This window comes from Pantoea sp. XY16, assembly GCF_025153065.1.
Taxonomy (GTDB): Bacteria; Pseudomonadota; Gammaproteobacteria; order Enterobacterales; family Enterobacteriaceae; genus Pantoea; species Pantoea alfalfae.
The window spans coordinates 1-4,919 of sequence record NZ_JANZNP010000023.1 but is presented as its reverse complement, the minus strand read 5'-3'; the positions used below and the strand labels follow the sequence as shown (position 1 = coordinate 4,919).

General features: G+C 51.7%; 4 protein-coding genes and 4 tRNA genes. 7 read left to right on the top strand and 1 reads right to left on the bottom strand.

Annotated elements, in window-relative coordinates; all coding sequences use genetic code 11:
• Positions 1 to 219 precede the first annotated feature (219 nt).
• Together murB and birA are read left to right on the top strand one after the other, a co-directional pair.
• On the top strand, positions 220 to 1,257 hold the full coding sequence (gene murB / locus N1689_RS22035) for a UDP-N-acetylmuramate dehydrogenase (RefSeq protein WP_161736984.1): 1,038 nt from the start codon (positions 220 to 222) through the stop codon (positions 1,255 to 1,257).
• Positions 1,254 to 2,213, top strand: a complete 960-nt coding sequence (birA, locus tag N1689_RS22030) for a bifunctional biotin--[acetyl-CoA-carboxylase] ligase/biotin operon repressor BirA (RefSeq protein WP_161736985.1) — start codon at positions 1,254 to 1,256, stop codon at positions 2,211 to 2,213. The genes murB and birA overlap by 4 nt, the downstream gene beginning before the upstream one ends.
• 42 nt (positions 2,214 to 2,255) lie before the next feature.
• Here birA and coaA read toward each other — a convergent pair whose 3' ends face one another.
• Positions 2,256 to 3,203 (bottom strand): type I pantothenate kinase, encoded by a 948-nt coding sequence (coaA, locus tag N1689_RS22025; RefSeq protein WP_161736986.1) that lies wholly within the window; start codon positions 3,201 to 3,203, stop codon positions 2,256 to 2,258.
• A gap of 764 nt (positions 3,204 to 3,967) precedes the next feature.
• Here coaA and N1689_RS22020 point away from each other — a divergent pair.
• The 5 genes from N1689_RS22020 to N1689_RS22000 form a co-directional block, all read left to right on the top strand.
• Positions 3,968 to 4,043 (top strand) — tRNA-Thr (locus N1689_RS22020).
• 8 nt (positions 4,044 to 4,051) lie between these two features.
• Positions 4,052 to 4,136, top strand: a tRNA-Tyr gene (locus N1689_RS22015).
• Between the two features lie 190 nt (positions 4,137 to 4,326).
• Positions 4,327 to 4,401, top strand: a tRNA-Gly gene (locus N1689_RS22010).
• A gap of 5 nt (positions 4,402 to 4,406) precedes the next feature.
• Positions 4,407 to 4,482 (top strand) — tRNA-Thr (locus tag N1689_RS22005).
• A 108-nt stretch (positions 4,483 to 4,590) separates the two neighbouring features.
• Positions 4,591 to 4,919, top strand: a 329-nt coding sequence (locus N1689_RS22000; RefSeq protein ID WP_260060220.1) for a GTP-binding protein, incomplete at its 3' end; no start/stop codon positions are given.

The window sequence follows — 4,919 nt, the reverse complement described above, 5'->3', positions numbered from 1 at the left end:
CAGAAGTGAAACGCCGTAGCGCCGATGGTAGTGTGGGGCCTCCCCATGCGAGAGTAGGGAACTGCCAGGCATCAAATAAGTGAAGAAGCCCCGCACGCAGTGCGGGGCTTTTTTACGTCTGCAGATCGTGAAAAACCGCACCATAATCTCCGAAAACAGCCTGAGAACCCCTCTCTGATACGGTAAACTACGGCCAGATAACTCAGTAAAGGCCGTCAAATGTCCAGCCAGCATCCTTCCTTAAAAGCCGACAATACGCTTGGGCTTGAAGTACACACACAAAAACGCATCGTCGCAGAGACGCCAGCCGCCATTCTGGCCGCATGGCAGGATAGCCAGCGTAATCAAACACCTTTCCTTGTGCTCGGTGAAGGCAGTAATGTCCTCTTCCTGGAGGATTTTGCCGGTACCGTAGTGCTGAATCGCATCAAAGGCATCAAAATTCAGGATGAATTTGAGTGCTGGAAGTTGCATGTCGGGGCAGGTGAGAACTGGCATCAGCTGGTTAAGAGTACGCTGGAAAAAGGGATTACCGGCCTGGAAAACCTGGCGTTGATCCCTGGGATGACCGGCTCGGCACCGATTCAGAACATTGGCGCCTATGGTGTGGAATTAAAAGATGTCTGCGAATATGTGGATGTACTTAACCTGCACAGTGGTGAGACAGAACGTCTCAATCGTGAAGCCTGTGAATTTGGCTATCGTGACAGCATTTTTAAACATCGCTACCAGTCAGGCTATGTCATCGTCGCGGTCGGGATAATATTGCCTAAGCAATGGCAGCCCGTATTAACCTATGGCGACCTGAAAACGCTTAACCCGGTGACAGCCAATGCCTGGGATGTCTATCACGCGGTATGCCAGATGCGGCAGAGCAAATTACCGGATCCGAAAGTCACCGGTAATGTCGGCAGCTTCTTTAAAAACCCGGTCGTCACCGAGGCGCAGCGTAGCTCTCTGCTGACCCATTTCCCTGCGATGCCACACTATCTGATGCCAGATGGTGAAACCAAGCTGGCCGCAGGGTGGCTTATCGATCAGTGTCAGCTGAAGGGGTATCGCATCGGCGGTGCCGCCGTTCACCAGCAACAGGCTCTGGTACTGATTAACGCTGACCATGCCACACCTGAGGATATCGTTGCGCTGGCAAAAACTGTGCGCGCCCGGGTAGGTGAAAAATTTGATGTCTGGCTTGAGCCCGAAGTCCGCTTTATTCAGGCGCAAGGTGAATGCAATGCTGTCGGGGTGATCGTATGAAAGACCACAGTGTCCCGCTCAAACTGGTCGATATTTTATCTGATGGTGAGTTTCATTCTGGCGAGCAGCTGGGCGACACACTGGGCATGAGTCGTGCCGCCATCAATAAGCACATCCAGACACTAAAAAGCTGGGGTCTTGACGTCTATACCGTGACAGGGAAAGGCTATAGCCTCTCTGCCCCAATACAGCTGCTGGATGAGCAGGCAATTCTGTCACAGGTGAAGCAGGGTCATGTCTCGGTTATACCGGTGATTGATTCCACAAATCAGTATCTGCTGGAACGCATGCATGACATGCCGTCTGGCACCGCCTGCATAGCAGAATACCAGCAGGCAGGTCGTGGCCGTCGTGGTCGTCAATGGTTCTCTCCTTTTGGTGCCAACCTCTACATGTCCATGTACTGGCGTCTTGAGCAGGGTCCGGCTGCGGCGATGGGTCTTAGTCTGGTCATCGGCATTGTTATGGCTGAAACATTACGTTCACTCGGTGCCGATGATGTCCGGGTAAAGTGGCCCAATGACATTTACCTCAACGATCGGAAACTGGCAGGTATTCTGGTCGAACTGACCGGCAAAACCGGTGATGCTGCGCAGATCGTTATGGGGGCGGGCATCAACCTGGCGATGCGGACAGCGGATGCTTCACAGATTAATCAGGGCTGGATTAATCTGCAGGAGGCCGGAGTAAGCGTGAACCGCAATGAGCTGGCAGCCCGTCTGATCAACAGCCTGCGCGAGGCCCTGCCGCTGTTTGAGCAGGAGGGATTAACTGCCTTTATCTCGCGCTGGGCGGCACTGGACAATTTTATTAACCGGCACGTTAAGCTGCTCATCGGCGAACGTGAAGTGCATGGTATTGCACGGGGCGTCGACAGCCAGGGTGGTTTATTACTGGAGCAGGATGGCGAAATAAAAGCCTGGGTGGGTGGGGAAATATCACTGCGTCCTGTCTGATTAAAAAAGCCTGCACTGATGCAGGCTTTTTTATGACCGCGGTTATTTACGCAGGCGAACCTTGTCGACCGCATGATCGCCACTTTTGGTCATGATCAGGCTGGCCCTTTCACGCGTCGGCAGGATATTTTCCTGCAGATTGAGCCAGTTAATCTCTTTCCATAGATTACCCGCTATCTCAACCGCTTCTGCCTCTGAGAGCTGGGCGTAATGGTGGAAGTAGGAGTCTGGATCGGTAAAGGCACCCTGACGGAATTTCAGGAATCGATTGATATACCAGCTTTGCAGAAGGTCTTCCTCTGCATCTACATAGATAGAGAAGTCAACGAAGTCCGAAACAAAGACGTGATGGGGGTCATGGGGATAGTCCATGCCGCTCTGTAATACGTTCAGACCTTCCAGAATAAGAATATCTGGCTGCTGTATCACTTTATCGCCGTCAGGGATGACATCATAAATCAGGTGCGAATAGACCGGGGCGGTCACCTGACTGGCTCCGGATTTTAAGTCGGAGACGAAATTGACCAGCCGGTGCATATCATAAGATTGCGGGAAGCCTTTTTTCTTCATTAAGCCACGCTCTTTCAGCACGGCATTAGGGTGAAGGAAGCCATCCGTCGTGATCAATTCCACTTTACGATGTTCAGGCCAGCGGCTGAGCAACGCCTGCAGTACACGCGCAGTCGTACTTTTACCGACCGCGACGCTCCCCGCAATACTAATGATATAGGGGATTTTCTGGCTATTTGTGCCCAGAAATTGCTCCAGTACCGCCTGCCGACGAACGTTAGAGCTGATATAGAAATTAAGCAGACGCGAAAGTGGCAGATAAATTTCTGCGACTTCCTCCAGCGAAAGATCTTCGTTGATGCCCTTGAGCTGCGCGATCTCTTCCTCTGACAGCGTCATCGGCACAGAATCACGTAATGCAGCCCACTGCTCACGAGTGAACTCCAGATAAGGCGTTGTCAGGGGGGGTGTTTTATTCATAAGCATGCATCTGACCGCAAATTCATTACTATCAACCGCGTGTTAGCCGATAAGCAGGACAGTACGGGTGAAGTGAGTCACGAATCGCTGGTTTATCAGTGAGAACAATGGGCTGGAGGGTATCACCAGTATGGCTTTCAACAGAAGTAAAAAGATAGAGGCGATCTCGCTTTCGTCGGCATACCCACAAAACGTTACGATAGTCGCTGTTTTCACCGATCCGGGGTTGTTTATTATCTTACCGCGCCTCACAGCCACTGGGTGGCGTTAATCCCCTTATCCGACTACGGGCCTGGCTTGAGGGCGTAAACGCGGGAGAGGAGGGCACAGAAGAGCGGGAGAAAGACAAAACCCGATGCCGGACGACATCCCCGGCAAAACCGTCTGCCTTTCTGAGACCGTTCGTAACGGTGGCGCCAAAAAAAACGGTTTTTTTGGTCGCAAAGCGGCTCCATTTTCTGCTGAAGCGCGCCGGTGAACAAAAAAATGATGCAGAGTGGTTCAAAAAAGCATCACTCAGTGCGTAAAGGCAAAATAAAGGCGTGGGCCGTGGATCATTTATCTGCCCGAAAGAGCGCTTTCGCACGGAGTGAAGCGTCGGTCAGAACTGGCTGAGCCGGTAAAAACAGGGCCGGATTGCACAAATATTCTGCAAAAAATCGCGAAAATGCGACGATTTGCACAAATAGTAAGCGATAGAAAAAAATATGCGATTTTTTAGTTGCATCCGACGCCCGACCTTCCTAGAATGCGCACCACTTGATGCCGGCTTAGCTCAGTTGGTAGAGCAACTGACTTGTAATCAGTAGGTCACCAGTTCGATTCCGGTAGCCGGCACCAATCAAGTAGGTGGGATTCCCGAGCGGCCAAAGGGAGCAGACTGTAAATCTGCCGTCACAGACTTCGAAGGTTCGAATCCTTCTCCCACCACCATCTCAGCCTCACGGTTGAGTACAGATAGACAACCTGTTTATCTGTCAGGTGAGTCATTTATCACCCTGAATTCAGACTGAGCGTTAGCGAAGTCAAAGCCGGTCAGCTTCGCTGGCAGGCAGTAGATAACAGAGAGTCATTCTCTGTTTTCTGCAAGCTACAGAAAGAACAGGTAGCCGAGTTCCAGGATGCGGGCATCGTATAATGGCTATTACCTCAGCCTTCCAAGCTGATGATGCGGGTTCGATTCCCGCTGCCCGCTCCAGATGTGCTGATATGGCTCAGTTGGTAGAGCGCACCCTTGGTAAGGGTGAGGTCCCCAGTTCGACTCTGGGTATCAGCACCACTTCCTTTAATCTCCCTCCTGATTTTCTCTGTAACTTCCTTGCAGTCAGGCATTGCCTGGTTAATGTGATGATATCATTGATATATCCGTGTCTTAGAGGGACTAGCGATGGCTAAAGAGCAATTTCAACGTAACAAACTGCACGTAAACGTGGGCACCATCGGTCACGTTGACCACGGTAAAACCACCCTGACTGCAGCTATCACTACCGTACTGGCTAAAACCAACGGCGGCCAGGCGCGTGCATTCGACCAGATCGACAGCACCCCTGAAGAAAAAGCCCGCGGTATTACCATCAACACCGCACACGTTGAGTATGAGACTGCTTCACGTCACTACGCTCACGTTGACTGCCCAGGTCACGCCGACTATGTGAAAAACATGATCACCGGTGCTGCGCAGATGGACGGCGCGATCCTGGTTGTTGCTGCGACTGA